Source organism: Pseudonocardia sp. 73-21, from assembly GCF_001899645.1.
Taxonomy (GTDB): domain Bacteria; phylum Actinomycetota; class Actinomycetes; order Mycobacteriales; family Pseudonocardiaceae; genus Pseudonocardia.
On the sequence record NZ_MKVV01000091.1, the window covers coordinates 166655 to 193101 of the forward strand.

Consider the following 26447-nt stretch of genomic DNA (forward strand, 5'->3'; position numbering starts at 1 on the left):
GCCCGCCGCTGGCGCAGGTCGACGTTCACGGCCATCTGCAGCCGCCGGTGCCCCAGCCCGGCGTTCCACTCCGCGAGCTGCCCGCATGCGCGCTCCAGCATGAGCGCCGAGAGCTGCTCGGAGCGGCCGGCGGCCACGCAGATCGGGACGAACGTGGACGGAGGGACGTCGACCCCCTCGAACCGCCAGCGGGCCAGCGCCTCGAGCGCCCCCATCAGGCCGCTGACCGGGTCGACCACCGGCTGGTAGACGGCCTGGATCTCACCCGCGTCGAGCGCCGCGACGAACGCCCGCCGCAGCCGCGGGTCGTCCCGGGTGCCGGTGACCGCGACGGCGTCGAGGGCACCCGCCTCGGGCATCGCGGGCGAGTGCACGGGTGTCGGACGCCCGCAGCACGCCCTCCAGCCGCTCGGCCACCCGGCACAGCAGCTGGTCGCCCGCCGCGTGCCCCAGCGAGTCGTTGACGGCCTTGAACCCGTCGAGGTCGAGGAACGCGACCCCGACCGTCCGGTGCTCCCGGTCGGCGACGGCGATGGCGTGCTCGAGCCGGTCGAGGAACAGCGCCCGGTTGGCCAGGCCCGTCAGGCCGTCGTGGAACGCGAGATGGTGCAGCTGCACCTCGCGCTCGGCGACGGTGTGCACGAGCTCCTGGTTGCGGCGCACCGTCAGGTACTGGCGGACGAGCACGAGCGCCACGAGCGCCACGATCAGCGCCATCGTGACGGCGTCGAGGCGGTCGCCACGCAGGGTGTGGCCCCCCGCGACGACGATGGCGGCCGCCAGCGGCAGGTAGGGGAGCAGACCCGACCGGGCCGCCGAGCGCGGCGCCCCCGGGAGGACCGCGGGGGCGGCGGCGTGCCGCGGTACGACCAGGCCCGCCGCTCCCATCAACGCGAACGCGGTCCACCACCCCCACTCCACGGCGGACCCGGTGACGTAGGTGTCCGCGGCGATCTGGACGGCGAACGCCCCGTCCGACAGCGACATCGCGATCACCGAGGCCGACAGCAGGCCCCAGCGCAGCGGGGCGTCGCGGGTCTCGGCGACGGTGAGCACCATGACGGTGAGCAGGACGACGTCGGCCAATGGATAGGCCAGCGACACCGCCAGGGCCGGCCCCGACTCGCCGATGCCCTGCGCGACCATGTCCAGCACGGTCAGCCACGACAGCAGCCCGAACGCGCAGCCCACCATGAACGCGTCGAGCACGCGCCGGGGCGTGGCCAGCCGCGAGGTGGGCGGTGCGAGCAGCACGAGGCCGACGAGCGTGGCCACCGGGAACGTGACGTAGCCGAGGTCGGCGGGCGACGGGTACGGCGACGGGATGCCCAGCACCGACTCGAGGACCGTCCAGGCCACCTGTCCCGCGGCCCACGCCCAGCACGCCACGGCCAGCGCGGTCCATCCCCGGCGCGAACGCCCGGCGCTGCGGCGCGCACCTCTCAGGCACCCGAGCCCGCCCGCGACGGCGAAGCCGAGCTCGGCGAGGTTCGCGATCGTGACGCGGGCGGCCCCGCCGGACGCGGTGACCAGCGCCGCGACGGCGACGAGGGCCCCACAGACACGGCGCCATCCTCGCACCTCGTCACATCGGACGGGACGGGGACCGTTCGATGATCGAGACAGTAGTCGCCAGACTATGGTGTGTATCACATCACGGGGAACGGGGTCGCCGTCGCGGGTGATCGCGATCCGCGCGGCCGCCTTCGCGGTTCCGGCTCGCCGGACGGTCCGCATGATCGGGCCCGGCACCCGATCGGGCGGCCGGCCGATCCCGCTACTGTGCGGATGTCCATGCAGGTCAGAGCGCTGTAGTGCACACGAGGAGACACCCATGACGGAGGCCGCCGCAACGGCGACCCTCGAGTCGTTGCTGATGACACGGTCACTCAGCGACCCCGAGTTGATCGCGGCCAGTGACGCCGTGCCGGACCACCGGATCCTGCCGGACGTCACGGTGCTCAAGGTCGGCGGCCAGAGCCTGATGGACCGGGGTGCCGCCGCGGTTCACCCGGTCGTGGAGGAGCTCGTCGCGCTCAAGCGCACCCATCGGCTGCTGATCGGCACCGGTGGCGGCACCCGCGCGCGCCACGCCTACTCCCTCGCCGCCGAGCTGGGCCTGCCCACCGGCGTGCTCAGCGACGTCGGGTCGGCCGTCGCCGGTCAGAACGCCACCATGCTCGGCTACCTCATGGCGCGCCACGGCGTCCCGGTGGTCGGGGCCGGGGCGTTCAGCACGCTGGCGCTCTACCTGCAGGAGTCGGGCGCCGCGATCTTCGCCGGCATGCCGCCCTACGACATGTGGCAGCGCGTGCCCGCCGCGGGCGTCATCCCGCCCTACCGCACCGACGCCGGGTGCTACCTGGTCGCCGAGACCTACGGCTGCGCGAACATGATCTACATCAAGGACGAGGACGGCCTCTACACGGCCAACCCGAAGAACGACGCGAACGCGACGTTCATCCCTGAGGTCACGGTCGGCGAGCTGATCGCCATGGACCTGCCCGACCTCGTCGTGGAGCGGCCGGTGCTGGAGCTGATGCGCCACGCCCGGCACGTCCGGTCGGTCCAGATCGTCAACGGCCTCAAGCCCGGGCTCGTCACGCGCGCCGTCGCGGGCGAGCACGTCGGCACGATCATCCGGAGCAGCACGTGACCGCGGCCCGGGAGAACTCGGCACAGCACGTGCCGTCCGCGCTCATGCGCCAGACCCTGCTCGACCGGAACCTGATCAAGCCGATCGAGCGTCCCGTCATCCGGCTGATGCCGTGGCTCACTGTCGTCTCCATCGGTGGCCGGGCGATCATCGACCGGGGCCGCGACGCGGTCCTCCCGCTGGTCGACGAGCTGCGCGGCCTGCTCCCCGAGCACCGCATGCTCGTGCTCACCGGCGCCGGCATCCGGGCGCGCCACGTGCTGAGCGTCGGGCTCGACCTCGGGCTGCCCACCGGTGTGCTCGCGGCCCTCGCCGGCGTGGAGGCCGAGCAGAACGGCCACCTGATCGCGGCCCTGCTCGCGGCCGACGGTGTGTCCTACCTGCCCCACGGCGGTGTCGCCCACCAGCTGGCCGTGCACCTCGCCGCGTCGCGGGCCGTCGTGTCCAGCGGGTTCCCGCCCTACGGTCTGCACGAGTTCCCGCCGGTCACGGGCAAGATCCCGGTGCACCGGGCCGACGCGGGCACGTTACTGCTGGCCGACGCCTACGGCGCCGCCCGCACCGTCTACGTGAAGGACGTCGACGGCGTCACGGTCGACGGGCAGGTCGCGCCGACCATCACCGCCACGGAGCTCGCCGCCATGGGTCCGGACGCGTCCCCGGTGGACCCGCTGGTGCTCGAGCTGCTGGGCACGGCCAAGCACGTCACCGCGATCCAGATCGTGAACGGCCTCGTCCCGGGCCAGCTCACCGATGCGCTGGCGGGCAAGCCCGTCGGCACGGTGGTGCAGGCAGGCTGAGCGCCGGACCGGTCACGGGAAGATCGCCCCGACGATGCTGGTGACGGTGTCGAGCAGGGCCTTGACCAGGCCGGGCGACGACGGACCCGTGCCACCGTTCGCACTGTCCGACGGCGCGTTCGACGTGGCGTTCGACGTGGTGCTCGATCCGCCGTCGGAGGACGCGTCCGTGGCCGCCGCGGACGGGGTGTCGGACGGGGCCGGGCCGCTCTGGTCGGAACCGGTGGGCTCCGCCGGGGCAGGCGCGGCCGGCGGGGCGGGCACGTCGGTGACCGCAGGTTGCTCCTGGGCGGTCGGCGCCGGGGTCGGGGCGACGGTGCCGGCCGGCTGGGCGGCCGGGGTGTCGGCCGGTCCCGTCGAGTTGCCGCTGTCGATCGGCGGGGTGGTGCCGGGCGGAGGCGGGTCGACCGGTGCCGGGGTGACCGGATCCCGCGGCGGCGGCGTGACCTGCTGAGGGCCGACCGGCTGGGGATCCACCGGCTGGGGATCCACCGGCTGGGGGTCGGCCGGCGGCGCGGGCTGGACGGGGGACGGCGCGGGATCCGCCGGCGGGACCACCGGAGAGGTGGCGTCGGATGTGACGGGTGCCGGCGTGACGGCGGCCGGTGCGGCCGGGGTGGGGGTGCGCTCGGCGGCGCGGTCGGTGAGCGGGGCCGCCACCCCGGGGGTGGCCGCGATCGCCTGCGCGAGCAGCGCCGGGTCGTCCAGGGCGACGACGAGATCCTGCTGCTGCTGGGCGAGCAGGTCGTGGCCCTGCTCGGGCGCGACCTGGCCGAGCGTGGCGACGACGGTGGCGATGGCCGCCGCGGCGTCGGCCTTGCGGCCGTCGGCGAGCGCGGTGCGGGCCCGCTGGAGGCCGGTGTTGACGTCGGCGGCGGCCTGGATCGACTTGGCGCGCTCGGCGTAGAACACCTTGGCCACCGGCCAGAGCGTGCCGCCCGGCTCGGCTTCCCAGGCGCTGACGGCGAGGCCGGACCCCAGCAGCACCACCGCGGCGGCGGCCACGGCCAACCGGCGCGCGGACATCGGCGGCGCGGCCGCGCGGTGGCGGGCGGCGGTGATCGGGATGGCCGCAGGGGGGGCGACCTGCTCGGCCTCGGGGGCGCGGAAGGGCGCGGGCAGCCGGACCGGTCCCTCGGGAAGGTCGGTGGTGGTGACGGTCTCGGGCCGGACGTCGACCACCCAGGCCGACAGCAACGCCCGCAGCTCGGCCTCGGGATCGAGCTCGGCCGACCGTTCGCGTGGTGCACGGATGACCCCGGCCACCAGCGACTCGATCAGCTCGTCGTCGTCCCGAAGAGCTTCGATGTCGATCGGGCGGTCGGGTTCGGACCCCTCCCAGGGGTCTTCACCGTGGTCGCCAGGCCGCACACCGGCCTCCGTTCGCGTAGTACCCCGACCCGTCGGTCGGGAAGGGGAGGCTACCCCTTGCTTCGTTTCAGTGATGTCGTCGTTCCAGAGTGCCACGGCGTTTCGTTCCCATGAAGGCTAAACGAGCTGACATGGCCCGCCGTCGGCACGCACAGTGTGCCGATGAGAGCGGCGTCACCCGAGGGCAGTGTCCGCACTGCGCTGTTCGGCCGAGACCGCCGCGCCACCACCGTCGGCGTGGTGCTGCTGATCTGTCTGGTCGCGTTCGAGTCGATGGGTGTGGGCACCGCGATGCCGGCGGTGGTGGCCGAGCTGGGCACCGTCGCGCTCTACGCGTGGCCGCTCGTCGCGTTCCTGGCGGCCGCGGTGGTCGGCACGGTGCTGGGCGGACGCAGGTGCGACGTCACGGGCCCCCGCGGGGCCCTGGTCGTGGCGCCCGTGCTGTTCGGCGCGGGCCTGCTCGTGGCCGGCACCGCGACGTCGATGACGCAGCTCCTGGTCGGCCGGGTGCTTCAGGGGCTGGGGTCGGGTGGCCAGGGTGTGGCGATCTACGTGCTGGTCGCCGTCGTGTACCCGGCCCGGGTCCGGCCCGCGGTGTTCGGGCTGATCTCGTCGGCGTGGGTGCTGCCGTCGCTGGTCGGGCAGCCGCTGGCGGCGCTGGTCACCGAGCACCTGTCGTGGCGCTGGGTGTTCCTGGGGCTGCTGCCCCTCGTGCTGGTCGCCGTGGCCCTGGTCCTGCCCGCGGTGCGCGGGCTCGGACCACCCGACCCGGACCGGGTGGCCCCCGTGCCGCGGTGCGGCCTGGTCGCGGCGGCGGCCGGCGCGGCGGCGGGTGTGGTCGCGCTGAGCTGGGCCGGTCAGAACGTCGGTGTGGTGGGGGCCGCCGTCGCCGTGGTGGCGGTGGGCCTGCTGGTGCCCGCCCTGCGCAGGTTGCTGCCCGCCGGCGTGTTCCGGGCGCGTCGCGGGGTGGCGACCGTGGTGGCCTGCCGGGGCCTGCTCACCGGCACGTTCTTCACCGTGAACTCCTACCTCCCGCTGATGCTGACCTCGACCCACCGCTGGTCGCTGGCCGCGGCGGGCACGCCGCTGGTGGTCGGGTCGCTCGGCTGGTCGGCCGCGTCGGCGTGGCAGGGACGGCATCCGGACCTCTCCCGGACGGTCCTGCTGCGCGTCGGGTTCTGCGGTGTGACGTTCGGCACGGGCGGGCTGCTGCTCGTGACGCCGTCGTGGGGGATCTCCTGGCTGGCGCTGCCGCTGTGGGCCGTGGCGGGCCTGGGCATGGGCTGGCCTTCTCGTCGGTGTCCTCCCTGCTGCTGGGTCAGGCCGGGGCCGGGGAGGTCGGGTTCGCGTCCTCGGCCGCGCAGATGGCCGACCAGCTCGGGACGGCGACGATGGTCGGTGCGGGCGGCACGCTGCTGGCGCTGCTCGCTCCACCGGCCGTCGCGCTCACGCTGCTGGTGGGCGTGCTGGCCCTGCTGGCCGGCCTGGGGACGGTGATCGCGGGTCGCTCCACGCCTGCAGCCGTCGCCGGGTCGTGAAACGGCGGGGCTCGCCGCTGATCGGGTCGGTGAACTCCAGCGTGGACGCGAGCAGCTGCAGCGGGCGGCTGTAGTCGTCGAGAGGGCGGTCGGTGAGCACCGGATAGAAGTCGTCACCCAGGATCGGGACGCCCAGCCCGCTCATGTGCAGCCGCAGCTGGTGGGTGCGTCCGGTGGCGGGGGAGAGCCGGTAGCGGCCCAGGCCCCCGCGGTGCTCCAACAGCTCCACGTGCGTCTCGGCGTTGGGCTCGCCCGGCTCCTCGTACGCGCAGATGACGCCGCGGTCCTTGACGATGCGGCTGCGCACGGTGCGCGGCAGCTCCAGCCCGGGGTCGTGGGGGGCCACGGCCTCATAGGTCTTGCGGACCAGCCGGTCGCGGAACAGCGTCTGGTAGGCGCCCCGGCGCTCGGGGCGCACGACGAACATCAGCAGCCCGGCGGTGACCCGGTCGAGCCGGTGGGCCGGGCTGAGCGCGGGCAGGTCGAGGTCGCGGCGCAGGCGGACCAGCGCGGTCTCGACGATGTGCTGCCCGCGGGGGATCGTGGCCAGGAAGTGCGGCTTGTCCACCACGAGCAGGTCCTCGTCGCGGTGCACGATCCCGATCGGGAACGGCACGGGTGCCTCGACGGGCAGGTCCCGGTGGAACCACAGGAACGACTCCGGCACGTACGGTGCGTCCGGTGCGATCGGCCCGGCGGTGTCGACGACGAGGCCGTCGCGGAGCATCGTGTCGATCCGGGCGGGGTCGACGCGGGGCAGCCGCTCGACGAGGTGGTCGCGCATCGTCGCCCAGCCGCCGTCCGCGGGGGTGCGCAGCCGGACGGCGTCGAGCCCGTGCCGTTGCGGCAGGGGGGACCGGAGCTTGCGCCTCATCCGCCCCAGCGTAGTGAGCCCTCAGAGCTCCGCGCGGATCGCCGTGAGCACCGACTCCGTGGCCGCGGGTCGGTCCACCTGGGCGCACAGCCGGTCCATGACCACCGCGTAGTGCTCCACGTCGGCGCGCTTGTCGAGATAGAGCGCACTGGTGAGCTGCTCGAGGTAGACGATGTCGGGCAGGTCCGGCTCGCCGAACCGCAGGATGGTGAACGGGCCGCCTGCCGCGGGGTGGCCGCCCTGGCTCAGCCGCGCGATCTGCAGCGACACGTTGGGCAGCCGGTTGACCTCGATGAGGTGGTCGAGCTGCGCGCGCATGAGATCGGGCCCGGCGAGGCTGCGCCGCAGCGCGGCCTCGTCCACCACGCCCCAGAACGTGGGCCCGCCGGGCGAGGTCAGGATCTTCTGACGGCGCATCCGCAGGTCGACGCGCCGCTCCACGTCCTCGGGATCGCTGTGGCCCAGCAGCGTGACGGCCCGGGCGTAGTCGCGCGTCTGCACGAGCCCCGGGACGAACTGCAGCTCGTAGCACCGGATGACCGACGCGGCCTGCTCCAGGCCGAGGTAGGTCTCGAACCACGCGGGCAGCAGGTCGGCGTAGCGGTGCCACCAGCCCGGGGCGTTGGCCCGCCGGGCGAGGGCGAGGAACTGGTCGCGCTCCTCGCGGTCGACCACGCCGTAGAGCGTGAGGAGATCGGCGACGTCGCGCTCCTTGAACCCGACGCGTCCCAGCTCCAGCCGGCTGATCTTGGCCGTGGACGCGCGGATGGCGTCGCCCGCCACCTCACGGCTGAGGCCCGCGTACTCCCGCCGGGCCCGCAGCTGCGACCCCAGCGCGATGCGCAGCACCGTGGGACCCCCACCGGTGGCCCCACCGTCCTCCGACCGTTCAGACGACTGCCCGCCCACCGCGTTCATGTTCTCCCCGTTGCCGACACGAGAGGGTATCGAGGAGCGTTCGCACGGACGGGGTGGTGCGGTTCACACGTCCGGGAAGATGCTTCCGATCGTCACTCCGCCAGATCGTCGAACTCGCCACTCCTGATCCCCCGGAAGAACGCCGCCATCTCGGCCCGGGTGTAGACGATCGTCGGGCCGCCCGGGTGCCGTGAGTTGCGCACCGCGATGTCCCCACCTGCGAGTTCGGCGAGCTCGACGCAGTTTCCGCTGGGATTGCTCGCGCTGCTCTTGCGCCAGTGGAGGACGGACTCGGCGAGATGCACGTGCAGATGTTCATGCAGCAGCACTTGCGGACGCAAGCCTCTATCGACACGATCAACCCGTGACGGCCGCCCGATCGGGTTGTCGGTCACGCAGTGCTCGCGAGATCGGGAACGCCACAAGGGGAGCCATGAGCTACTCGTGGGGGGCCGGGGTGGCCTCCGTCAGGACCGACGGACTGCCTGTGGTGCGTCCTCCGTCAGGGCGCCCGTCGTCGGGCCGGCCGACGGTGGTGCGGCCGCCGTCCGGTGGCCGGGGTTCCGACCTGCGCCGGCTGGCCGCCGAGCTGGCGCCGATGGTCGACGTCTGGCAGCGCCTGCTCCACCAGCACGTTCCCGACGGGTCCGGCCGCTGCCGCACGTGCACGAAGGGCGGCACCGGCGTGCCGTCCGCGTCGTGGCCGTGCTCGCTGCACGGGGTGGCCGAGCTGGCCCGCCGGTGTCACGCCGGCGAGCCCTGCTGAAGGCGTCCGGACGAGGGTTCTCAGCCCAGCCACTCCAGCGCCGCCGCTGCCGTCCAGGCCTGGCTGTGGCTGCCGAGCGGCTCGCCCGTGATGGGTTCGTAGTACTCGGCGAACGTGAGGTCGCCCAGCTGCTCCAGTGACGCGTCGCGCAGGACGCTGCGCAGCTCCCACGCGCTGTCGCGGGCGGAGCACCAGCCCAGCAGCAGGTTGAGGAACGGCCAGACGGGCCCGCGCCAGTAGGTGCGCCTGCGGAACCCCGGGCTCACGGGCGAGGTCGAGGGCGGGAGCGGGAACCGCAGCGCCGGGTGGCCCATCCAGTCGTCGCCCAGCAGGATCGCGCGCTGGCGGGGCAGCAGGTCGGGGTCGCCGCCGGCCACGAGCGGGGCGAAGCCCGCCGCCGTCAGCGGGCCGATCCACTCCTGCGCGTGGACGTCGTAGTCGCGGGCGAGCCCGGTGACGGGATCGACGGTGGCGGCCACGCCGGCCCGGAACCGGGCGGCCATCGCCCGCTGCTCGGCGGCGTCACGCGCGCGGCCGAGCTCCGCGGCGATACCGGCGAGCACCTCGGCGGCCGCGGCCAGGACGCCGGAGAAGAACACGTCGCGGACGCGGAAGTCGACGGTGCCCGGCATGCGCGCGTCGTCGTAGCCGACCGACCGCATCTGCTCGACGAGCCACAGGTAGCGCGTGTACTCCTCGTCCGTGGGCCGCTCGGCCGACGACCCGACGTGCAGGGTGTCGCGGCGCACGAACGCGGGCACCTCGCCGGGGGTGATCCGGGCGTAGGGGGCGTCCCAGCGGGGGGAGTTGTCGAAGCCCGACTCCCAGCTGTGGTGGATCTCCACCAGGCCGACGCCGTCGGGGTCGCGGGCCTCGGCCAGCCAGCGGTGCCAGGCGAGCCAGCCGTCGAGCGTCTCGGCCACGAAGGCCTCGGCCGCGTCGAGGTCGGCGCCGCCGTTCTCCCGGCCGCGCTCGAGGATGTGGCGTAGCGCGATGGCGTGCACGGGCGGCTGGCAGATGCCCGACGTGCGCACCCCGGCCGGCTTGGCCGTGACATCATCGGTGCCCCAGCGGTCGGGGCCGGGGAAGTAGTCGCCCGCGCCCGGGGAGAACACGATGTGCGGGATCATCCCGGTGCTCCACTGCGCCGACAGCAGGCTGCGCAGCTCCGTGATCGCGCGCCGCACGTCCACCCGGGCGAGCCCGATCGACACGAAGGCCGCGTCCCAGCTCCACTGGTGGGGGTAGAGATCGGGGGCCGCGGTGGTGACCGTGCCGAGGTCGTTGCGGCGCAGGACCTCCACCGCGGCGGGGCGGAGGACCCCGGCGTCGAGCATCGTGCCGAACATCTGTGGCCTCCAGGGCCAGAATCGGGTGGGGTCGGCGACGCCGCCCACTTCTGTTCAATCGAAAGACAGAAGCTGGGTAAAGTCAAGAACCGACGAGGGAGGCGCGCTATGAGTGGGGTCACCAGCCACGGCTACCTGCTGGAGCTGATCCGCTCCAGTGGGGGATTGTCGCGCCAGCAGCTGGTGGAGTCCACGGGCATGTCGCGCGGCACCCTGTTCGGCCGGCTCGACACGCTGCTGCGGCTCGGCCTGGTCTACGAGGCCGAGAGCCTGGGGGCCACGGGCGGCCGGCGGGCCCGGCGCATCCGCTTCGAGGACCGCGGCCGGGTCGTCCTGGCCGTCGACCTCGGCCAGACCCACGCGCGCATCAGCGTCACCGACCTGGTGGGCACCGAGCTCCGTCGCGCCGCCATGCCGCTGGCGGTCGAGCTGGGCGCGGCCGCCGTGCTGGGGCCCGTGCTCGACCACGCCGAGAAGCTCGTGGCCTCCGGGTCGGGGGAGCTGCTGGTCGGCATCGGGGTGGGTGTGCCCGCCGCCGTCGATCCCCTGACCAACGCCGTGCTGCACCCCACCACGCTCGCGGGCTGGCCCGCCGACGCCGTCACCGAGGCGGCCGCGGCGCGCTGGGACCTGCCGCTCGTGGTGGAGAACGACGCCCGCGCCGCCGCGGTGGGGGAGTGCCGCTCCGACGAGGAGACGCTCGTCTACGTCAAGGTCGCCACCGGCATCGGGTGCGGCATCGTCGTCGGGGGTGACGTGCTGCGCGGCGCCGGTGGGGTGGCGGGCGACATCGGCCACGTCCGCGCTCGCGGCTCCGACCCGCCGCCGCTCTGCCGCTGCGGTCGCCGCGGCTGCCTCGCCGCGTACAGCTCGGGGCGGGCGCTGCTGGAGCGGCTCGGGATCGCGGGCATCGCCGACCTCACCGCGAGGGTCGCCGAACCCGCGGTGGCCGCGGCGCTGACCGACGCCGCCGACGTCCTGGGCGTCACGCTGGCCACCACCGTCACCACCGTGAACCCGCACCGGCTGGTGCTGGGCGGTTCGCTCGGGGTGCTCGCGCCGCTGGTCGACCGCGTGCGACGGCAGGTGAACGACACCGTCGCCGACCTCGCCCGGCCGACGGTGGAGGGCAGCGCACTGGGCGACCGGGCCACGGTCCGCGGGCTGGCGCGCCTGGTGACCCGCCGCGTCTACGCCCCGGAGGCGGTGGACGCGGCGGTCGGGTAGAGCCGGGGCGCCGCGACGATGCCCAGGGCGATGGCCCGCCCGGCGGCGGTGCGGTCGCCGACGTGCAGCTTCTCGAACCCCTTGAGCAGGTGGCTCTGCACGGTGGCCTCGCCGATGTGCAGGGCGCGCCCGATCTCCGGGTCGGACAGGCCGTGGGCCACGGCGTCGAGCACCTCCCGCTCGCGCGGGGTGAGCGCGGGCCGGCTGCCGAGCGCCCCGGGGTGCTCGCGTTCACCCGCGACCCGGGCGTCGCGTGCCTCGTCAACCTGTCCGACGAACCGGTGGCGCTGCCGCCCGGCGCGTCGGTGCTGGTGGCGTCGGTGCCGGTGGCGGGCACCGTCCCGGTGGACGGGGCGGCGTGGCTCGCCCTCTGACCTGACGCCGTGCCCACTCGCTTCAGCGTGGGCGTCGAGCGCGTCACCGACGCCGACGTGGTGGTGCGGGTGCGGCCCGGCGGCGGGGGCTGACCCGGGCTGCGACGTTCGGGGGTGCTCCGCCGTCAGACCAGGGGGTCGGTGACGTCCGGCTCGTAGATCCAGCGCTCGCCCGTCGGGTCCGCGGGGTCCGGGCCGCGGCGGCGGTAGGCGCGCTCCGGGATGCGCACCGGCATGTGGCCGGTGTCCTCGGTCCAGATCGTGGTGTCCCGGTGGCGGGGGATCCGCGCGGGTGGCAGGCCGTCGTCGCCGAGCGTGACGGTCTCGAGGTGTCCGTCCCACGGCCCGCCCACCAGCACTGCTTCCGCCATGGACGCATCATGGCACTGCCCTGGGTTCGAGCGCTGACCGATGCATCCGAGCTCACCACCTCCCTCGGACTCGTCCGCTGGATCGGGGATGGGGCCAGCGGAAGGCCGGTGGGGACTGGATCCGCGAGCGCGACATCGCGCAGACGACCCGCACGAGCGCGGCCAGCGTCTCGAGCCTCCTGCAGGGGCTCGAGCGGCGCGGCTTCGTCGAGCGGCGCACCGAGCCCGGCAACGGGCAGAGGCGACCGGGCCCGGCTCCCGGCGGCGCTGCGGGCGTCCGCGATCACGGTGGGCGCCAGCACCGGGGTCTTCTCGGTGGCGGTGTTCCTCGTCCGCGACCAGGTGTTCACCGCGTTCGTGGCGGACCCCGCGGTCCTGGCCCGAGTCAGACGCGCAGCGCCTGCAGCAGCGGGATGGCCGCGATCTTCTCCGGCGTCAGCTCCGCCCACCGGATGCCCCCGGTGGGCCGTTCGCCTCGCAGGCTGCGGCAGTCCAGCACCCGCTCGGGTGTGACCACGAGATCGACCGGTGCGTCGTGGACGGTCGTCGGGATCACGCCGGCCGGGCGCACCTGCAGCTCGTGCACCGTGGTGACGACCAGGGTCTGCGGGCCGATCAGCCCGGCCGCGGTGGCCAGCGCGAACTCCAGGTCGGCGAACCCGCCGCCCTTGCCCAGCCGGGCGCCGTCCTCGCCGACGGCCACGCACCCGGTGACGACCAGGTCCACCGGCGCCAGCTCCGCCACCGTCACGCGACGGGCCGAGCGGGCGGCCCCGGCGATCGAGGCGGCCTTGCGTGGCGGGTCGGCGAGGTGGTCGGGATCGAGCAGGAAGAACGGCTCGGGCTCGGCCAGGCGCGGCACGGCCATGTAGACGACCTTGCCGTCCTGCAGCGCCCGCTGCCGCACCGGGAGCTGGGCGGAGTCGGGGTTGGACTTGACCGTCCGTGCCGCCGCCCACGCGTCGGTCGCCCGCAGCAGCTCGGCCGCCGCCTCCGCCCCGGTGAAGTTGGAGATCCGGTTGCGCGCACCCGGGAACCGTGCGACCCGGGCCTCGGTGAGCGCGGTCCACACCTGGTCGCGCAGCGCGGCCTTGGCCGCGCGCAGGTCCGCGTCACCGCCGGCGTCGTGGTCGTGGCGGCGGCTCACGACCCGGAGACGCGGCGCTTGTCGCCCTGGGCCCGCATCCGGGCGAGCACCGGCAGACCGATGCTCGGCAGCATCCCGCCCACGCGGGCGAGCCCGGCCCGGGCGCCCGGCAGCGAGCGGACGACCCGCTTCCCGTCGAGCAGCCCGACCGCCGCGTCGGCGACGGCCTCCGGGGTCAGCAGCGTCGTGCGGGAGAACAGCATCGCGGTGTCGCGGTGCGACTGCTCGTTGCGCACCAGGGCCGTGTCGGCGGCGTCCGGGCACAGGGCGTGCGCCCGGATCGGGATGCGGTCCAGTGCCAGGTCGCCCTGGAGGCTGGTGGTGAAGTTCAGCACGGCCGACTTCGTGGCCGCGTAGACCGCCAGCCCCGGCACCGGACCGTGCGCCGACATCGACGCGATGTTGAGCAGGTGCCCGCCACGGGAACGCATCGCCTCGACGGCGGCGCGCGACCCGTGCACGACGCCGAGCAGGTTGGCGTCGATCATCAGCGCCACGTCGTCGTCGGGGTGCTCCCAGGCCTTCCCGGCCCGCAGCACGCCCGCGTTGTTCACCCAGACGCCGACCGGTCCCAGCTCGGCGGCCGCCGCCGCGACCTTGCGGTGGTCGGTGGCCAGCCGCGCGTCGGCGGCGATGCCGGTGGCGCCGAGCTCGTCGGCGGTGGCGCCGACCAGGTCGGCGTCGAGGTCGGTGAGGAGCACGCGGTGGCCCCGGGCCACGAGACGGCGGGCGATCTCGCGGCCGAAGCCGCGGGCGGCGCCGGTGACGACGGCAGATGTTGTCGCGGACATGGCGACACCCTGCCATCCTCACCGGGTGATCAGCGACGCGCGGCTGCGCGAGATCGCCGACCGGCTCGTGGCCGTGGACGGCGTCGTCGCCGTGCTGCTCGGCGGCAGCCGCGCGCGCGGCGGCCACGCGCCCGAGTCCGATGTGGACCTCGGCGTCTACTACCGCCCGCCGCTGGACGTCGGGGCGCTGCGGGAGCTCGCCGCGCCGTGGGGTGCGGTCACCTCACCGGGTGCGTGGGGCCCCTGGGTCGACGGCGGCGCCTGGCTGCGCATCGACGACACGGCCGTCGACTGGATCTTCCGCGACGTCGACCGCGTCCAGGCCGCCTGGCGCGACGCGCGCGGGGGCCGGCACGCCTGGCACGCCCAGGTGGGGCATCCGCTGGGCTTCCTCGACGTCGCGTATGCGGGGGAGGCGGCGCTCGGCGTGGTCCTCGCGGACCCGACGGGCGAGCTGACGGCCCTGCACCGTGACGCGCGCCTGTACCCGGCGCTTCTGGCCCGTTCGCTCGTCGGACGGCTGGACGAGGCGGAGTTCACGATCACGGTCGCGCGCAAGGTGGTCGGCCGCGGCGACAGCGCCTACGTGGCCGGGTGCCTGTTCCGGGCGGTCGGGCTGTGTGCACACGCGCTGCACGCCCACGCCGCGCGGTGGGTCGTCAACGAGAAGGGCCTGGTCGCGGCGGCCGGACGGCTGCCGGGTGCGCCCGCCGACTTCGCGGCCCGGGCGCAGCGCCTGTTCGCGCGCACCGGCTCGTCGCCCGCGGAGCTCACCGCCACCCTGGACGCGGCGGACGCGCTGCTCACCGACGTCAGGCGGGCCGTGGTGCGTACATGATCACGGCGACGCCGACCAGGCAGACCACGGCGCCGATCACGTCGAAGCGGTCGGGCCGGTAGCCGTCGGCGACCATGCCCCAGGCCAGCGACCCCGCGACGAACACGCCCCCGTACGCGGCGAGGATCCGGCCGAAGTTCGCGTCCGGCTGCAGGGTGGCCACGAACCCGTAGGCGCCCAGCGCCACGATGCCCGCGCCGATCCACCAGATGCCCCGGTGCTCGCGCACGCCCTGCCAGATCAGCCAGGCGCCGCCGATCTCGGCCACGGCGGCGAGCGCGAACAGCAGGATCGACCTCAGGACCGTCACGACGATCAGTGTCGCCGGTTCGCCGCCCGGGCCACCGGCGAGGCCATCATCTTGTCCAGCAGGCGGGTGAGCGTGGCCACCTCGTCGTCGTCGAGGGCCGATGCCCACGTCCGTTCGCGGTCGTGGTGGGCGGCGAACGCACTGCTCATCGTCGCGCGCCCGGCCGCGGTCAGCGACAGCTCCACCGCGCGCCGGTCGTGGCCGGCCTTGCGCCGTGACACCAGCCCGTCGCGTTCGAGCGTGTTGACCAGCGCGGACACCGCCGCGCGGCTCATCCCGGACAGCTGTGCCACCCGCTTGGCCTCCATCGGCGCGGTCAGCCACAGCACGAACAGCACCCGGAATCCCGGCCACGACCAGCCCCGGGGCCGGTGCACCGTGGACTCCAGGTCGTAGACCATCGCGTTGGACGCGCGGTAGAGGCTCAGTACCAGCCGCATGGCCGCGGCGTCGAGGCCGGGCTGCTCCCGCGCGGTGCGTTCGATCGCGACGTCGATGAACGACCAGTAGTCGAGGTCGTCGTCGGGCACCGGTGCAGCCTAGACGGGGCCTGGGCCGTTCGGCTGTCACACCGTTCGCGTCCCGGGCGCTAGCGTCCCAGGGATGACGACGGTCCAGGGTGTGTGCGACGAACGGTTCGGCCGGTTGCGGGAGGTGCTGCAGGAACGGCTCGACGCCGACCACGAGCTCGGCGCGTCGATCGCGGTGGTCGCCGACGGCGAGCCGGTGGTGGACATCTGGGGCGGCTGGCAGGACGACGCGCGTACCACCGGATGGGGCCGCGACACGATCACCAACGTCTGGTCGTCCACCAAGACCGTGACGGCGCTGGCGGCGTTGCTGCTCGTCGACCGCGGCGAGCTCGACGTCCACGCGAAGGTCGCGAAGTACTGGCCGGAGTTCGCGGCGGCGGGCAAGGAGGCCGTCGAGGTCCGGCACCTGCTGTCGCACACCTCGGGCGTCTCGGGGTGGGCGCAGCCGGTGGTCGTCGAGGACATCTACGACTGGGAGCGCTCGACGTCGATGCTGGCCGCGCAGGAGCCCTGGTGGGAGCCGGGCACCGCGTCGGGCTACCACGCGCTGAACATGGGCCACCTCGTCGGCGAGGTCGTCCGCCGGATCACCGGGCAGAGCCTGAAGGAGTTCGTGGCCGCGGAGATCGCCGGGCCGCTGGGTGCGGACTTCACGATCGGCGTGGAGCCCTCGGAGTACGCGCGTGTGGCGAACGTCGTGCCCCCGCCGCCGTCGCCCGTCGACCTCGCCGCGCTCGACCCGGACAGCGTCGTCGTGAAGACGTTCACCGGGCCCGCCCCCGACGCCTCGGTGGCCTGGACCGACGACTGGCGCGCCGCCGACATCGGCGCGGCCAACGGGCACGGCAACGCGCGGTCGCTGGCGCGCATCCAGTCGGTGGTCAGCCACGGCGGGGCCGTCGGGGACGTGCGGCTGCTGTCGCCCCGGACGATCGAGACGATCTTCGAGTTGCAGGTCGACGGCGTGGACCTCGTGCTCGGTGCGCCGATCCGCTTCGGCGTCGGCTACGCCCTGCCGACGCCCGCGACGGTGCCCTACATCCCCGGGGGACGGATCTGCTTCTGGGGCGGCTGGGGCGGGTCGATGGTGGTCAACGACCTCGACCGGCGCGTCACCATTGCCTACATGATGAACCGGATGCAGCCCGGACTCGTCGGCTCGGACAACGCCGCCGCCTACCTGACGGCGTTCTACGAGGCGCTCTGAACGATCACGTCGCGCATCACGGCCAGCCCCCGCTCCACCTCGGCGAAGCTCGTCGAGAGCGGGGACAGGCCGATGCGGATGCCGTCGGGCTCGCGGTAGTCGGGGATCACGCCGCGCGCCCACAGCGCGTCGAGCACGTGCCGGAAACCGTTGCGGCGCAGCGTGATGTGGCCGCCGCGGCGGGCCGGGTCGCGGGGGGAGACCACCTCGACGCCGAGCGGCACCAGCTCGGCGTCGACGATCTCCAGCGCGAACGCGGTGAGCGCCACCGACTTCGCGCGCACCGCCGCGATGCCCGCCTCCTCCAGCATCTCCAGCCCCGACAGCAGCGGCACCATCGCGAGGATCGGCGGCGTGCCGCTGACCACGCCGCGCACGCCGGCGGCCGGGGTGTAGCCGGGGCCCATCTCGAAGGGGTCGCGACGCCCCATCCAACCCTGGATCGGCTGGCGCACCGACTCGTGCAGGCCGCGGCGGACGTAGCCGAACGCGGGGGAGCCGGGCCCGCCGCCCAGGTACTTGTAGGTGCAGCCGACGGCGAGGTCGACGCCCCACGCGTCCAGCTCCAGCTCCACGGAGCCGACCGAGTGGCTGAGGTCCCACAGCGCGAGCGCGCCCGCGTCGTGGGTGATGCGCGTGATCGCTTCTGCGTCGGCGATCCAGCCCGACCGGTAGGCGACGTGGCTGGCCAGCACCAGCGCCGTCGCCGGCCCGACCACGGCCGCCACCTGCTCGGGCGTGATCCCGGTAGCCGGGTCGGTCTCGATCCAGCGCAGCGTGGCGCCGCGCTCGGCCGCGATGCCCTCCAGGACGTAGCGGTCGGTGGGGAAGTTGTCGGTGTCGACGACGATCTCGCGCCGGTCGGGGTCGGAGTCCACCGCGGCGCGGGCGAGCTTGTAGAGCAGGACGGTGGTGGAGTCGGCCACCACCGTCTGGCCGGGACCGGCGCCGAGCGCGGCGGCGGCGAGCCGGTCGCCGACCTGGCCCGGCCACTCCATCCAGCCGCCCTGGTCCGTGGGCTCGGTCCAGCCGCGGATGAGCCGGCCCGCCCACTCCTCGCGGACGAACGCCTCGATCCGCTCGGCCGTGACGATCGGGGGGCGGCCGAGCGAGTTGCCGTCGAAGTAGGTGACGACGTCCGGGCTGGGCAGGAACCGGTCGCGGAAGTGGGCGAGCGGGTCGGCGGCGTCGAGGTCCTCCGCGTTCATGCCCCGATCTCCGTCCGTACCGCGTAGAGCTCCGGGAAGAACGTCAGCTCCAGGGCCTTGCGCAGGAACGACACCCCGCTGGAGCCGCCCGTGCCGCGCTTGGTGCCGATCACCCGTTCCACCGTCTTGAGGTGCCGGAACCGCCAGAGCTGGAAGTTCTCCTCCAGGTCCACGAGCTCCTCGCACGCCTCGTAGGCCTCCCAGTTGCCGGCCGCGTCCTCGTAGATCCCACGGAACACCGGCACCAGGTCGGGGGTGAACACGTGGGCCTTCGTGACGTCGCGGTCGAGCAGCTCGTCGGGCACGGGGTGGCCGTGGCGGGCGAGGTAGCGCAGGAACTCGTCGTAGACGCTGGGCCGTTCCAGCAGGTCGGTGAGCTGCGCGCGGGCGCGGGGATCATGGCCGAACAGGTCCAGCATGTTCGCGTCCTTGTTGCCCAGCACGAACTCGACGGCGCGGTACTGGTCGGACTGGAACCCCGACGAGGTGCCCAGGAAGCTGCGGAACTCCGCGTACTCCGACGGCGTGAGCGTGGCGAGCACCGACCACTGGTCGGTGAGCGTGCGCTGGATGTGCTTGACACGCGCGAGCCCCTTGAGTGCGCGCCGCAGGTCGTCGCCGGCCAGCTGCGCCTGCACCGCGCGCAGCTCGTGGAGCATCAGCTTGAGCCACAGCTCGGAGGTCTGGTGCTGGATGACGAACAGCAGCTCGTCGTGGTGCTCGGGGCGGCTGACGGGGTGCTGCGTCGACAGCAGCTCGTCGAGATGCAGGTAGGCGCCGTAGGAGAGATTGACCCGGCCCTCCGGGCCTGCGCGGAAGTCGCGCACGATCTCGTCCTCGATGCGGCGGGGGCTCATGGTCCCCGACTGTAGGTGCCGCTCCTTTCCGGACGGTAAGCAAACCCTTCCCGCCCGGCAGCTCAACCGGGCCGTCGCGGTGGTCCCGCCGCGCGCTCCTGCGGCCGATCCTTGTGTCCACGGCGCCGACGGGGCGCGGACCAGGGGAGACGCCATGAACGAGCTCGGACGCACCGGCCAGCGGAACACGGACCAGGGCTACCGGGCCATGGCGTCGGAGCGTGGTGCGTGGCAGCCCGTGGGTGGGCGCCCCGCCGCCCCCGGCCCCTACGCCGGGCCGCAGCAGGTGGGGCCGCAGCAGGTGGGGCCGGGCAACCCCCGGGTTCCCGGGCCGCGCCACCCGGCCGGTGGTCCCTACGTCGGCCCGCAGCAGCCGCAGTTCGGCCGGCCGCAGTCCGGCCGACCCCAGATGGGCCAGCCCCAGGTCGGCCAGCCGCAGTTCGGCCGGCCGGGTGCGCCGTTCGCGGGTGCACCCGCCGGACCTGGTGGGCCCGTCCCGCTCCGCCCGCCGCTCGGAGAGGTCCCGGCGGCGCCCGTCACCGACGGCCCGCCCGCGCCCCGCCGACGCGGCCGGGTCGGCCGGTGGATCGCCGCGGGTGTCGTGGTCGCCGCCCTCGGCGGCGTGGGCTGGTACGTGACCTTCGGCGCGCCGGCGCCCGTCTCCGCCGCGGTCGGCGACTGCGTGGCCCAGACCGGCGAGAACGACGTGAAGGTGGTCGGGTGCGGCGAGCCGTCGGCCCAGTTCAAGGTGGCGGGCAAGGTCGAGGACAAGACCATGATCGCGGCGAGCCTGTTCGCCTGCTCCGACTTCCCCAACGCCACCAGCTCCTTCTGGCAGGGCGTGGAAGGCAAGCCCGGCACCGTCCTCTGCCTGGCGCCGCTGCACCCGTGATGGCGAGCCGCTCGGCGGGTGCCGAGGTAGCTGTGCCCGCTGAGGTGTGCCAGGCGATCAGCCGGTCAGGGACCGGGTCGCCTCCAGCCCAGCACCGGGGCTCGTGGCCACGGTGGTGAAGAGGGCGCCGGCCGAGGCCGCGGGCGAGGGCGGTGAGCCAGCCGTAGCAGGCCTGGGCGTCGGGGGCGGTCATGAACGCCCAGAGGGTGGCCATGCCGTCCGACGATGGCCGGGGCCGCTGCCGGCGGCAGCCCGAACGCCTCGCGCGCCCGTGGTGATCCCGATCAGAAGTGCGTGGCGAACCTCGGCTCCCGCTCCGCGGTGAACGCCGCGTCGATCCGCCCGACGGCCCCGGTCACCAGCGCGGCGCGGGCCAGCGTGGACGCGCGGTGCCCGCCCAGCAGCATCGAGCCCAGCGCCCGGATCTCGACGTCCACATCGGCGGTCGCGCCGGTGGGCTCGCACGTGGCCCCGTCCGGACCGCCCCGCAGCCGGAACCGGCCGCCCCGGTCGAGGAACGGGTCGTGCACCTCCAGCACCACGTCGGTCTCCACCGCGTAGCGGCGGGCCGACAGCGCGGCCGGCACGTCCAGGACGCGGACCCACAGGCCGTCGGGCATCCCGGTGGTGCGCACCTGGCGGGGGTCGGTGAGCAGGAACGGCAGGGGGTCGTCGAGCGCGAGATCGTCGACGGTGATCGTCTCCACCAGGTCGAGCCCGAGCAGCAGCCGCCACAGCGCGACGTGGGCATCCCCGGTGGCGGCGAAGAAGTCGCGGATCCGGCACGTGCCGTCGTCCTGGTTGATGCGGTAGGACACGTAGCCGTCGGGATGCGTCAGGTGGAACAGCGGCGACGCGCCGTGGCGGCGCCACTCGGGGTCGAGCAGCAGGTCGTCCCACCACTGCTCGCTGCGCGACACCGCACCCGGCTGCACACGGCACCAGCGCCGGTGCACCTCCGCGGCGTGCCGGCGGGCCCCGTCGGTGTCGGTGTAGCGGACGCCGCCGGGATCGGGGACGTCGGCGCGCATAACGGCCCGGCGCCGCTCGATGCGCGCGAAGCGCTCCACGGTGGCCGGGCCGTAGCCGAAACGGCCGTAGATGGTGCCCTCGCTCGCCGTCAGCATCGACACGGCGAGCCCGTCGTCGAGGTAGCCGCGGTGCAGCTCGGTCATGAGCGAGCGCAGGATGCCGCGCCGGCGGTGCGTGGCCGCCACCGCCACCCACGTGACGCCCGGCGAGGGCAGCGGCGCCCCGCCCGGCAGGGTCAGCGTCATGTCCCAGGACCCGGCGACGCCGACGATCTCCTCCCCGTCGCAGGCCAGCAGGAACCGCTCGGGTTCCCACAGCTTCGCGACGGCCTCGATGTCCTCGGGGGTGTGCTGGTAGCCGAACGCCCGCCCGTCCACGGCGGAGACGGCGGGCAGATCCTCGGCGGTGGCGCGGCGCAGCACGGGGGTCACGGCCCGTGAGTCTGCCGAGGCGCCACCCCGGCGTCGAGGCGGTTTCAGGCCAGGACGGAGGCGTAGACCTCGCGCAGCCGCCGCGCCCAGCCGACCGCCTCGAAGCCGTCGAGGAAGCGCGCCCGGGCCGCGGCCCCGAGGCGTTCGCGCCGGTCGGTGTCCTCGGTCAACGACACCAACGCGTCGGTCAGCGCCCCCGCCGAGCGCGGCACCAGGACGCCGGTGCCCGGCGTGACGAGCTCCGGGATCCCGCCGACGCGGGTGGCGATGGTCGGGACGCCCGCGGCCATCGCGCGCAGCACGGCCGTGGGCTGCGCCCCGACCGTGGACGTGTGCAGCGTGAGGTCCGCGGCGGCGAGCAGGTCCGAGCCCCGGTGGGCGAACCGCACGGTCTCGGCCAGTGCCGGCGTCGAGTCCACGCGCGACTCCAGCCAGGGCCGCAGCGGCCCGTCGCCGGCCAGGACGACCACCAGCGGCAGACCGTCGGGGAGCGCCTCCACCGCGTCGAGGAGCAGCTCGTGGCCCTGGTCGCGGCGCATCGGGGCGCTGCTCAGAGCCAGCACCTCGCCGTCGGCGACGTCCAGCGCGGTGCGCCGGCGGTCCCGCACGCCCTCGTCGACGGGCCCGGGATCGGCGACGCCGTTGGGCACCACCAGCAGCTTAGGGTCGTCACCGGAGAGCTTGCGGTACCACTCGCGCTGCACCTGCGAGATCGCGATGGTGCGGGCCATGAACCGCTGCCGGGCCAGGATCCGGGCGGTGCGCTTGAGCCGGTCGACGCGGTCGGCGGGCTGGTCGCCGATGATGTGCAGCGTCGAGACGGCCGGGATGCGGTTCCGCAGCGCCGCCGCCGCACCGACGACGTCGGCCGGCGGGAGGTGGGTGTGCACGAGGTCGATCCGGCCCTCGCGCAGCACCCGGGCCACCTTCGTCGCCGACCGCGGGTCCCACGGCGCCAGGCCCAGCTCCACGACCGGCGTGCCGGTGCGGTGCAGCGCGCTGAGCTCCGAGGTCTCCGACGTCGCCGCGATCGCGACCACCACCATCTCGAAGCCTGCTTCGCGGGAGGCCCCGGCGAGGTCGCTCAGCCCGATCTCGGGGCCTCCGGGGTGCAGGGTCGGGACGAGATGGGCGATCTTCACAGGCCACTCCGGTGGGTAGGCAGGGTGTCACTCGATCGTGGACCCTACCTCCGCCGCGTCAGGAGGAGATTGCCCGCAGATCGTCCGGATTGCCCTTCGGGGTCTCGTCCGGAACGGGCGAGTTGGTGGCCTTCTTGACCGAGTCGAGGATCGCCAGACCCTGTCCGACCAGGCCCGCGGCGATCTCCCCGAGCCCGTCGGCGCCGTTGAGGACGGTGACGTTCGCGCCGGACAGCCCGCTCGCCGCCTGCTTGACGATCTCGGGCAGCTGGTCGATGAGCATGCGGTCCAACGCGACCCGGTCGTTGGACGCGGCGGCCTCGGCCTGGATCCGCATCTTCTCGGCGTCCGCGACGGCCAGGATGCGGACGCGTTCGGCCTCGGCCTCGGCGGGACGCACGACCTCGGCGATGAGCTGCTGCTGGCGCAGCTCGGCGGCCCGCTGGGCCAGCTCGGTCTGCGCGGCGATGACCTCGCGCGTGGCCTGGGCCGCCGCGAGCGGGCCCGCCTGGCTCGCCTGCGCCTGGGCCGTCTCGATCTCGGCCCGGTACTGCGCCTGGATGACGGCGGTCTGCCGGGCGTACTCGGCCTGGGTGCGCTGCGACTGCTGGTTGGCCTCCGCGGCCTTCTGGTCGGCCTGGGCCTGCGCGATCTGCGCCTCCCGCTGGATGGCCGCGTTGTGCGGGGCGGCCATGGCCTGGATGTAGCCGAGGTTCATGTCGTCGATCGACTGGATCTGCAGCGAGTCGACCGTCAGCCCGAGCGCCGCCATCTCGGTCTTGGACCCGTCGAGCACCTCCATCGCCAGCTTCTGGCGTTCGGTGACGATCTCCTCCACCGTCATCGAGCCCACGATCGAGCGCAGGTGACCGGCGAAGATCCGGCCGGTGAGGACGGCCATCTGGTCCTGGTCGGACAGGAAACGGCGGGCGGCGTTGACGATGCTCTCGTCGTCGTTGCCGACCTTGAACGCGATCACGGCGCGGACGTTGAGCGCGATCGCCTGACGGGTCACGCACGCCTCGGCGACCTCCGCCTCGCACATGGCGAGGGTGAGGAAGCTGGCCTTGCGGAAGAACGGCATGACGAACGCGCCGTGCCCGGTGACGACCCGGAACGGGCTGCCGCCCGCCCCGCCCTTCCCACCGGAGATCAACATGGCTTCGTCGGGTGCGGGTACTCGATATCCGAACATCAGCTTCTCCTCACGGTGCTGTCCAGGGGACGACGTCGAGAGCACGGGCTCCCCGGGAGGCGACGACGAGCACCGTCGCGCCCTTCGGGAGCGGTTCGTCGGACCAGGCCAGGAAGATCTCCGACCCACCGCGGATCGAGACCTTCACCTCGCCGGCGCCGTCCGGGCCGCGGGTCGCATGGGTGACGAGCCCGACGCGCCCCACGACGGAGTCGTCGCTCCCCACGGCCCTCACCTCCCGCCGTCCTCGACCGGAAAGTAGCCCTGTGGCGCTCCTCCGGCGGAACCTTTGATCAGGTCTTGACCTGGGATCTCCGCGTACCGGACGAAAGGCCCGGCGCGAGTGGGTGACCGCGCTCACCGGATGGGACAGGATGGGCGCCATGGCAGGAAGTCCCGTTGTCGTGGTGGTCGACGCCGTCACCGTGGTCGAGCGCGGTCTGGTCAAGGAGTGGATGGCGCAGGAGGAACTGGAGCCGGCGGCGGTCCTGCCGGTGCGCGGGGCAGCGCTCGCGCAGCCGCTCGCCGGACTCGACGACGACACGGTGATCGCGCCCGTGCGGGTGGCGTGGCTGCCCCGCGAGCGCAACGGGCAGCGCCGCGTCCGCTGGGCCGACGTGGCGACGCTGAGCAACCCGCGCCATCCCTCCGCCGCCGCACAGGCCCGGATCGCGCGCCGCGAACCCGACCGGGCGGTGGTGGTGGTCGCCGAGGCGGCCACGGTCGGAGACCTGCGCCGGCGCTACGGCCGCCGGGTCGTGGGCGTGGACACCGGGTTCGCCGAGTTCGTGGCGCGCCAGGCCGGCCTCGCCCTCGAACGGGCCGAGCGGGTACTGGTGGGCGACCGCTACAAGGTGCCCAAGCACATCGTCGAGGCCGTCGACGGGAGCCCCGAGTTCCGCCGGGAGATCCGGGAGCTGGCCGCGAGGCTGGAGCTGCCCGAGGCCGAGGTCGCCGAGAAGGCCGCCGCCGACCTGCACGGGCTCGTGGCGTCGATGAGCCCGATGGCCGTCGACCTGCTCTCGGGCGTGCTGCGGCCGCTGCACTCGCGGGCGTGGGACGTGCACGTCGACGAGTCGGGGCTGGAGAAGCTGCGCGAGCTCAACAAGCGGCACGCGCTGGTGTTCCTGCCCAGCCACCGCTCCTACACCGACCCGCTGCTGCTCGCCGACGTCCTGGCCGACCACGACTTCCCCCGCAACCACGTGCTCGGCGGCGACAACCTGCGGTTCTGGCCGCTCGGGCCGCTGGCCAAGCGCGCGGGCATCGTGTTCATCCGCCGCAGCTTCGGCGACGACGAGATCTACAAGCTCGCCGTGCGCGAGTACTTCGCGTTCCTGCTCTCCAAGCGCTTCAACATGGAGTGGTACATGGAGGGGGGTCGCTCCCGCACCGGCAAGCTGCGCCCGCCCCGCTACGGGCTGCTGGCCAACGTGGCCGAGGCCGTGGAGCAGAGCCGCACCGAGGACGTCTACCTCGTGCCGGTGTCGATCACCTACGACCAGCTCCGCGAGGTCACGGCGATGGCCGCGGAGCAGGTGGGGGCGCCGAAGAAGGGGGAGGGCCTGGCGTGGCTGGCGCGCTACGCCAAGGCGCAGCTCTCGCCGATCGGCTCGGCCTACGTCCGGTTCGCCGACCCGATCTCGCTCAAGGGCGCGCTCCCGGCGGACAGCGCGGACGAGAAGGCGCGCCGGCTGGCCCTGCAGAAGGTGGCGTTCGAGGTCGCCGTCGGCATCAACCGCGTGACGCCGGTCGTGGCCACCGCCCTGGTGACGCTGGCCCTGCTGGGCGTCCGCGACCGGGCGCTGACGCTCGGGCAGGTGCGGCGCGTCCTCGAGCCCGTGCAGGCCTACCTGGAGAAGCGGGGGCTCGTGGCGTCCGGCGACGCCCTGCACAACGACGCCGGGGTGCGGCGGGTGCTGGCCGCGCTCGCGCAGTCCAAGGTGGTCACCACCTACACCGGCGGCGAGGAGCCGGTCTACTCCATCGAGCGCGGGCAGCACCTCATCGCCGCGTTCTACCGCAACAGCGCCATCCACCACTTCGTCGACCGCGCGATCGCGGAGGTGGTGCTGCTCTCGGCTCCCGTCGACCGCTGGGAGCACGCGCTCACCCTGCGCGACCTGCTGAAGTTCGAGTTCTTCTTCCCCGACCGCGACACCTACCGCGAGGGGCTCACGGCCGAGCTGGCCCGGCTGGGGGCGTCGTGGGACAGCGCGGACGGCGAGGCCACGCTCGCCGGTGCCGACTTCCTCATCGCCCATCGCGTGCTGCGCTCGTTCGTCGACGCGCAGCTGGTGGTGGCGTTGCGGCTGGCGGCGCACGACCCGCGCACACCCGTCGTCGAGAAGGAGTTCCTCGACGAGTGCGGTGGGGTCGGGCAGCAGATGCTGCTGCAGGGCAGACTGCACGGGCCCGAGTCGCTCTCGCGGGAGCTGTTCGCGAGCGCGCTGAAGCTGGCGGCCAACCGGGACCTGGTCGACCCGGGGCGCGACGAGCTGGCGGAGCGGCGCGAGGTGTTCGCGAGGCAGCTGCGTGGCGCGGTCGCCCGGGTGACGAGGATCGACGAGATCGACGCCGCGGTGCGGCGGGAGGTGGTGGGTGTTGAGCCCTGAGACGA

Annotated in this window: 28 protein-coding genes and 1 pseudogene; 10 read left to right on the forward strand and 19 right to left on the reverse strand. The window is 74.1% G+C overall.

Annotation, left to right across the window (positions count from 1 at the left end; genetic code table 11):
• Positions 1–74: 74 nt before the first annotated feature.
• Together BGP03_RS36100 and BGP03_RS28685 are read right to left on the reverse strand one after the other, a co-directional pair.
• Positions 75–359, reverse strand: a pseudogene (locus tag BGP03_RS36100) (EAL domain-containing protein); the annotation flags it as partial.
• A complete protein-coding gene (locus tag BGP03_RS28685; RefSeq protein ID WP_298799077.1) occupies positions 262–1581 on the reverse strand; it encodes a GGDEF domain-containing protein in 1320 nt (439 codons plus the stop codon). The gene BGP03_RS28685 and the pseudogene BGP03_RS36100, both read right to left, overlap by 98 nt.
• Before the next feature lie 253 nt (positions 1582–1834).
• Between BGP03_RS28685 and BGP03_RS28690 the strand changes: the two genes are divergently transcribed.
• Both BGP03_RS28690 and BGP03_RS28695 read left to right on the forward strand, forming a co-directional pair.
• Complete coding sequence (locus BGP03_RS28690) at positions 1835–2656, forward strand: uridine kinase (protein ID WP_298799078.1); 822 nt, start codon at positions 1835–1837, stop codon at positions 2654–2656.
• Positions 2653–3456 (forward strand): molybdenum storage protein subunit alpha, encoded by an 804-nt coding sequence (locus BGP03_RS28695; RefSeq protein ID WP_298799079.1) that lies wholly within the window; start codon positions 2653–2655, stop codon positions 3454–3456. The genes BGP03_RS28690 and BGP03_RS28695 overlap by 4 nt, the downstream gene beginning before the upstream one ends.
• Before the next feature lie 12 nt (positions 3457–3468).
• Here BGP03_RS28695 and BGP03_RS28700 read toward each other — a convergent pair whose 3' ends face one another.
• Entirely contained in the window at positions 3469–4827 is a 1359-nt protein-coding gene (locus tag BGP03_RS28700) for a hypothetical protein (RefSeq protein ID WP_298799080.1), read from the reverse strand.
• 162 nt (positions 4828–4989) lie between these two features.
• On the opposite strand from BGP03_RS28700, the gene BGP03_RS28705 reads away from it, so the two are divergent.
• Positions 4990–6324, forward strand: coding sequence for an MFS transporter (locus BGP03_RS28705; RefSeq protein ID WP_298799081.1), 1335 nt, complete (start codon positions 4990–4992; stop codon positions 6322–6324).
• On the opposite strand, the gene BGP03_RS28710 is transcribed toward BGP03_RS28705, so the two are convergent.
• From BGP03_RS28710 to BGP03_RS28720, 3 genes are all read right to left on the reverse strand, one after another.
• Positions 6274–7239 carry an RluA family pseudouridine synthase gene (locus BGP03_RS28710; protein WP_296368295.1) on the reverse strand — a complete coding sequence of 322 codons (966 nt, stop codon included), beginning with the start codon at positions 7237–7239 and terminating at the stop codon, positions 6274–6276. The genes BGP03_RS28705 and BGP03_RS28710 overlap by 51 nt on opposite strands.
• A gap of 21 nt (positions 7240–7260) precedes the next feature.
• Complete coding sequence (locus BGP03_RS28715) at positions 7261–8157, reverse strand: helix-turn-helix transcriptional regulator (protein WP_296368297.1); 897 nt, start codon at positions 8155–8157, stop codon at positions 7261–7263.
• 92 nt (positions 8158–8249) lie between these two features.
• Positions 8250–8486: a DUF397 domain-containing protein gene (locus tag BGP03_RS28720; RefSeq protein ID WP_296368551.1), complete on the reverse strand. Its 237-nt coding sequence runs from the start codon at positions 8484–8486 to the stop codon at positions 8250–8252.
• A 104-nt stretch (positions 8487–8590) separates the two neighbouring features.
• On the opposite strand from BGP03_RS28720, the gene BGP03_RS28725 reads away from it, so the two are divergent.
• A complete protein-coding gene (locus BGP03_RS28725) occupies positions 8591–8923 on the forward strand; it encodes a hypothetical protein (protein WP_296368298.1) in 333 nt (110 codons plus the stop codon).
• 20 nt (positions 8924–8943) lie between these two features.
• Here the strand turns inward: BGP03_RS28725 and BGP03_RS28730 are convergent, their stop codons facing one another.
• Positions 8944–10272 (reverse strand): glycogen debranching protein, encoded by a 1329-nt coding sequence (locus BGP03_RS28730; protein ID WP_298799082.1) that lies wholly within the window; start codon positions 10270–10272, stop codon positions 8944–8946.
• A 108-nt stretch (positions 10273–10380) separates the two neighbouring features.
• Here BGP03_RS28730 and BGP03_RS28735 point away from each other — a divergent pair, with 108 nt between their 5' ends.
• Positions 10381–11499, forward strand: coding sequence for an ROK family protein (locus tag BGP03_RS28735; protein ID WP_296368300.1), 1119 nt, complete (start codon positions 10381–10383; stop codon positions 11497–11499).
• On the opposite strand, the gene BGP03_RS28740 is transcribed toward BGP03_RS28735, so the two are convergent.
• Entirely contained in the window at positions 11463–11660 is a 198-nt protein-coding gene (locus BGP03_RS28740) for a LuxR C-terminal-related transcriptional regulator (RefSeq protein WP_296368301.1), read from the reverse strand. The two genes, BGP03_RS28735 and BGP03_RS28740, sit on opposite strands and share 37 nt — an antisense overlap.
• Between BGP03_RS28740 and BGP03_RS28745 the strand changes: the two genes are divergently transcribed.
• The gene (locus tag BGP03_RS28745) at positions 11652–11873 is read left to right on the forward strand and encodes a hypothetical protein (protein WP_296368302.1); all 222 of its coding nucleotides are present in this window, start codon (positions 11652–11654) and stop codon (positions 11871–11873) included. The genes BGP03_RS28740 and BGP03_RS28745 overlap by 9 nt on opposite strands.
• Positions 11874–11998: 125 nt before the next feature.
• Here the strand turns inward: BGP03_RS28745 and BGP03_RS28750 are convergent, their stop codons facing one another.
• The 3 genes from BGP03_RS28750 to BGP03_RS28760 all read right to left on the reverse strand — a co-directional run bounded on the left by BGP03_RS28750 (position 11999) and on the right by BGP03_RS28760 (position 14182).
• Positions 11999–12244 (reverse strand): hypothetical protein, encoded by a 246-nt coding sequence (locus BGP03_RS28750; RefSeq protein ID WP_296368303.1) that lies wholly within the window; start codon positions 12242–12244, stop codon positions 11999–12001.
• 385 nt (positions 12245–12629) lie between these two features.
• Complete coding sequence (locus tag BGP03_RS28755) at positions 12630–13391, reverse strand: 5-formyltetrahydrofolate cyclo-ligase (protein ID WP_296368305.1); 762 nt, start codon at positions 13389–13391, stop codon at positions 12630–12632.
• Positions 13388–14182 carry an SDR family oxidoreductase gene (locus BGP03_RS28760; protein WP_296368306.1) on the reverse strand — a complete coding sequence of 265 codons (795 nt, stop codon included), beginning with the start codon at positions 14180–14182 and terminating at the stop codon, positions 13388–13390. The genes BGP03_RS28755 and BGP03_RS28760 overlap by 4 nt, the downstream gene beginning before the upstream one ends.
• A gap of 25 nt (positions 14183–14207) precedes the next feature.
• Here BGP03_RS28760 and BGP03_RS28765 point away from each other — a divergent pair, with 25 nt between their 5' ends.
• Complete coding sequence (locus BGP03_RS28765) at positions 14208–15020, forward strand: nucleotidyltransferase domain-containing protein (RefSeq protein ID WP_296368308.1); 813 nt, start codon at positions 14208–14210, stop codon at positions 15018–15020.
• On the opposite strand, the gene BGP03_RS28770 is transcribed toward BGP03_RS28765, so the two are convergent.
• Both BGP03_RS28770 and BGP03_RS28775 read right to left on the reverse strand, forming a co-directional pair.
• The gene (locus BGP03_RS28770) at positions 14995–15330 is read right to left on the reverse strand and encodes a YnfA family protein (RefSeq protein WP_296368553.1); all 336 of its coding nucleotides are present in this window, start codon (positions 15328–15330) and stop codon (positions 14995–14997) included. The genes BGP03_RS28765 and BGP03_RS28770 overlap by 26 nt on opposite strands.
• Before the next feature lie 5 nt (positions 15331–15335).
• Positions 15336–15860: a MarR family winged helix-turn-helix transcriptional regulator gene (locus BGP03_RS28775; protein ID WP_296368309.1), complete on the reverse strand. Its 525-nt coding sequence runs from the start codon at positions 15858–15860 to the stop codon at positions 15336–15338.
• 73 nt (positions 15861–15933) lie between these two features.
• On the opposite strand from BGP03_RS28775, the gene BGP03_RS28780 reads away from it, so the two are divergent.
• Complete coding sequence (locus BGP03_RS28780; protein WP_296368311.1) at positions 15934–17070, forward strand: serine hydrolase domain-containing protein; 1137 nt, start codon at positions 15934–15936, stop codon at positions 17068–17070.
• Here the strand turns inward: BGP03_RS28780 and BGP03_RS28785 are convergent.
• Positions 17055–18278: an aminotransferase class V-fold PLP-dependent enzyme gene (locus tag BGP03_RS28785; RefSeq protein WP_298799084.1), complete on the reverse strand. Its 1224-nt coding sequence runs from the start codon at positions 18276–18278 to the stop codon at positions 17055–17057. The two genes, BGP03_RS28780 and BGP03_RS28785, sit on opposite strands and share 16 nt — an antisense overlap.
• Entirely contained in the window at positions 18275–19135 is an 861-nt protein-coding gene (locus BGP03_RS28790) for a tryptophan 2,3-dioxygenase family protein (RefSeq protein WP_296368316.1), read from the reverse strand. The genes BGP03_RS28785 and BGP03_RS28790 overlap by 4 nt, the downstream gene beginning before the upstream one ends.
• Before the next feature lie 154 nt (positions 19136–19289).
• On the opposite strand from BGP03_RS28790, the gene BGP03_RS28795 reads away from it, so the two are divergent.
• The gene (locus BGP03_RS28795) at positions 19290–20027 is read left to right on the forward strand and encodes a hypothetical protein (RefSeq protein ID WP_298799085.1); all 738 of its coding nucleotides are present in this window, start codon (positions 19290–19292) and stop codon (positions 20025–20027) included.
• A 284-nt stretch (positions 20028–20311) separates the two neighbouring features.
• Here the strand turns inward: BGP03_RS28795 and BGP03_RS28800 are convergent, their stop codons facing one another.
• From BGP03_RS28800 to BGP03_RS28815, 4 genes are read right to left on the reverse strand one after another with little or no spacing between them, the layout of a single operon-like run.
• Entirely contained in the window at positions 20312–21490 is a 1179-nt protein-coding gene (locus BGP03_RS28800; protein WP_296368322.1) for a GNAT family N-acetyltransferase, read from the reverse strand.
• A 44-nt stretch (positions 21491–21534) separates the two neighbouring features.
• Positions 21535–22632 carry a glycosyltransferase gene (locus BGP03_RS28805; protein WP_296368324.1) on the reverse strand — a complete coding sequence of 366 codons (1098 nt, stop codon included), beginning with the start codon at positions 22630–22632 and terminating at the stop codon, positions 21535–21537.
• A gap of 58 nt (positions 22633–22690) precedes the next feature.
• Positions 22691–23827 (reverse strand): flotillin family protein, encoded by a 1137-nt coding sequence (locus BGP03_RS28810; RefSeq protein WP_296368326.1) that lies wholly within the window; start codon positions 23825–23827, stop codon positions 22691–22693.
• Between the two features lie 10 nt (positions 23828–23837).
• Positions 23838–24053, reverse strand: a complete 216-nt coding sequence (locus BGP03_RS28815) for a hypothetical protein (RefSeq protein ID WP_296368327.1) — start codon at positions 24051–24053, stop codon at positions 23838–23840.
• Positions 24054–24210: 157 nt separating this feature from the next.
• Between BGP03_RS28815 and BGP03_RS28820 the strand changes: the two genes are divergently transcribed.
• A complete protein-coding gene (locus BGP03_RS28820; RefSeq protein WP_298799086.1) occupies positions 24211–26442 on the forward strand; it encodes a glycerol-3-phosphate 1-O-acyltransferase in 2232 nt (743 codons plus the stop codon).
• The last annotated feature ends 5 nt before the right edge of the window (positions 26443–26447 follow it).

Coding starts and splice junctions, on each gene's coding strand:
- BGP03_RS28810 (WP_296368326.1), bottom strand. CDS start 23,827: ATGTTCGGATATCGAGTACCCGCACCCGACGAAGCCATGTTGATCTCC.
- BGP03_RS28725 (WP_296368298.1), top strand. CDS start 8,591: ATGAGCTACTCGTGGGGGGCCGGGGTGGCCTCCGTCAGGACCGACGGA.
- BGP03_RS28715 (WP_296368297.1), bottom strand. CDS start 8,157: ATGAACGCGGTGGGCGGGCAGTCGTCTGAACGGTCGGAGGACGGTGGG.
- BGP03_RS28710 (WP_296368295.1), bottom strand. CDS start 7,239: ATGAGGCGCAAGCTCCGGTCCCCCCTGCCGCAACGGCACGGGCTCGAC.
- BGP03_RS28790 (WP_296368316.1), bottom strand. CDS start 19,135: ATGAGCCCCCGCCGCATCGAGGACGAGATCGTGCGCGACTTCCGCGCA.
- BGP03_RS28750 (WP_296368303.1), bottom strand. CDS start 12,244: ATGGCGGAAGCAGTGCTGGTGGGCGGGCCGTGGGACGGACACCTCGAG.
- BGP03_RS28785 (WP_298799084.1), bottom strand. CDS start 18,278: ATGAACGCGGAGGACCTCGACGCCGCCGACCCGCTCGCCCACTTCCGC.
- BGP03_RS28820 (WP_298799086.1), top strand. CDS start 24,211: ATGGCAGGAAGTCCCGTTGTCGTGGTGGTCGACGCCGTCACCGTGGTC.
- BGP03_RS28795 (WP_298799085.1), top strand. CDS start 19,290: ATGAACGAGCTCGGACGCACCGGCCAGCGGAACACGGACCAGGGCTAC.
- BGP03_RS28705 (WP_298799081.1), top strand. CDS start 4,990: ATGAGAGCGGCGTCACCCGAGGGCAGTGTCCGCACTGCGCTGTTCGGC.
- BGP03_RS28780 (WP_296368311.1), top strand. CDS start 15,934: ATGACGACGGTCCAGGGTGTGTGCGACGAACGGTTCGGCCGGTTGCGG.
- BGP03_RS28730 (WP_298799082.1), bottom strand. CDS start 10,272: ATGTTCGGCACGATGCTCGACGCCGGGGTCCTCCGCCCCGCCGCGGTG.
- BGP03_RS28690 (WP_298799078.1), top strand. CDS start 1,835: ATGACGGAGGCCGCCGCAACGGCGACCCTCGAGTCGTTGCTGATGACA.
- BGP03_RS28760 (WP_296368306.1), bottom strand. CDS start 14,182: ATGTCCGCGACAACATCTGCCGTCGTCACCGGCGCCGCCCGCGGCTTC.
- BGP03_RS28735 (WP_296368300.1), top strand. CDS start 10,381: ATGAGTGGGGTCACCAGCCACGGCTACCTGCTGGAGCTGATCCGCTCC.